1 protein-coding gene is annotated in these 1,795 nt (G+C 69.0%); it reads right to left on the bottom strand.

Features of this window, described 5'->3' with window-relative positions; translation table 11 throughout:
* Window positions 1-196: 196 nt before the first annotated feature.
* On the bottom strand, window positions 197-1,624 hold the full coding sequence (locus E8A74_RS51575; protein ID WP_136936573.1) for a hypothetical protein: 1,428 nt from the start codon (window positions 1,622-1,624) through the stop codon (window positions 197-199).
* Window positions 1,625-1,795: the final 171 nt, after the last annotated feature.

Below are 1,795 nucleotides of genomic sequence, written 5' to 3'. Positions count from 1 at the left end.
CATGCCCGAACTCCTCCTGTGCCCACGCTTCCGCCGACGAGGCCACCTCTGCATCCAACATCTCCCTCGCTAAATGTCGTCAGAGGGGGGGAATGTACCGATCGGAGATGGAACCAATGCTCAGGCCCCTGGCTGGTCCGGGGTCGAGGGGGCGGACAGCCCCCCGCGGGGTCCGGGGCAGCGCCCCGGGCTCAGGTCACTCGTGACGGCGCAGGAAGATCCGCGTCCCCTGCGAATACGGCGAGAACGATTCGTCGAGGTGGACGAGTGGCCCCTCGACGCCCGCGATCACCCGCGCGCCGTCCTTGCTCCGCGCCATTGCCAGGGCGAGATCGTCCGCCGCGGCGCCGAACGTCGTGACGGTGTTCGCCGCGTCGTCCCATTCGAGGTGCACGTCGAAGCCGTCGAGCCCGCCCTTCGAGCCGGCCATGGTCTTTCCGTGCAGGAGCAGCGTGTCCTCGAACCAACCGACGGCCCGGATGCCGCCGTTGTCGTCGGGGGCGACAGCGGCGACCATGGCGGTCGCGTCGCCTGTGATCGAGGCGCCGAGCACGGGCTCCCCCTTCGAATCGATCCGGCCCACGAACGCCGGGCTGTACGTGCCAATGCCGTTGAAGACGAGCTCCCCCTCCCCGCCGAAGACCACGCCGCCGTCGTCCGTCGTCGCCACGCTGCCCCCAAAACCGGCCAGGATGGACTCTGCGAAGAGCTTGCTCCAAACGACGTCGCCGCTCGGCGAGAACTTTTTCACATACAAACCTTGCGGCTCCCCGGCGGCCTCCGGGAGGCTGAGTTGTGTGTAGACGAGGACGGTGTCGCCCCCCGGCGTCACGTCGAGGCCCGCCGGCGATTCCATGGCGTCGCCGCCAAACTTCTTGGCCCACACGAGGCCCCCCTGTGCGTCGTAGCGGGCGACGAACACGTCGGGCTTGTAGTTGATGAACGCGGGGTCCCACGCCTGGGGCACGCTCGTCAACGTGACGCCGCCGAAATCGAGGTCGCCGACGAACCTGCCCGTGATCACGAAGTTGCCCTCGGCGTCGAACGCGACGCCCTCCACGACACGCGCGAAGCCGCCGCTGTAATCCACGTCGTCCGGCAGGTTTCCAGGGAGGCGGCGGCTCGCGAGATGATTGCCGTTCGCGTCGAGACGCAGCAAAAACGGGTGGTTCGCGCGGACGTATTGCCCGCCGAGCGGGCCGCCCCCGAGGTCGACGTCCGCGCGCAAGCTGCCGGCGAGCAGGATCGAGCCCTCGCCGTCCACCGCGAGCACGTCCTTCCCCTCGAACGTCGCGCCCAGCGGGAGCGCTCGGCTCCAGAGGTGTTTGCCGCCGGCGTCGAGCTTCGCCACGAAGGCAAACGGCGCGTCCGCCGTGCCGACGAGGCCGCCGCCGAAATCGATCGGCCCTTGGGTCGTGCCGGCGAGGACGATGTTGCAAGCGGCGTCGACGGCGACCGAGAGGCCCGTGACGTTCGTTCGTGATTCCGCCGTGCCGAACGTGAGGTCGAGCGGCTCCGCGCACGCAGCCGTCGGCGCAGGCTGAGGCGCGGGGATTTCGGAGGGGCTCTCCCCGCAGCCGAGGACGAAGAGTGGAGCGGCAAGGAAGATTCGAAGGTTCTTCATGCGCCCATCGTAGCGCACCTGCCGCCTGCAGATGTAGGAGCGTCGTTCCCACGAATGCTAGAGCGCCGAACAGTTCGGCGCTCTGCGAGATCGCGAAGCGAGCTCGCCTCGGGGGGTGAATCGACCGGGCTTTGCCCGGGCGAGAGGGGGACGCGAGGCGTCCCCCTCGGG

Source organism: Polyangium fumosum (genome assembly GCF_005144585.1).
GTDB classification, from domain to species: domain Bacteria; phylum Myxococcota_A; class Polyangia; order Polyangiales; family Polyangiaceae; genus Polyangium; species Polyangium fumosum.
This window is presented reverse-complemented; position numbering and strand designations above follow the sequence as displayed.

Bases quoted from the DNA above. Each gene is read 5' to 3' on its own strand.
- E8A74_RS51575 (WP_136936573.1), bottom strand. From the start codon at position 1,624: ATGAAGAACCTTCGAATCTTCCTTGCCGCTCCACTCTTCGTCCTCGGC.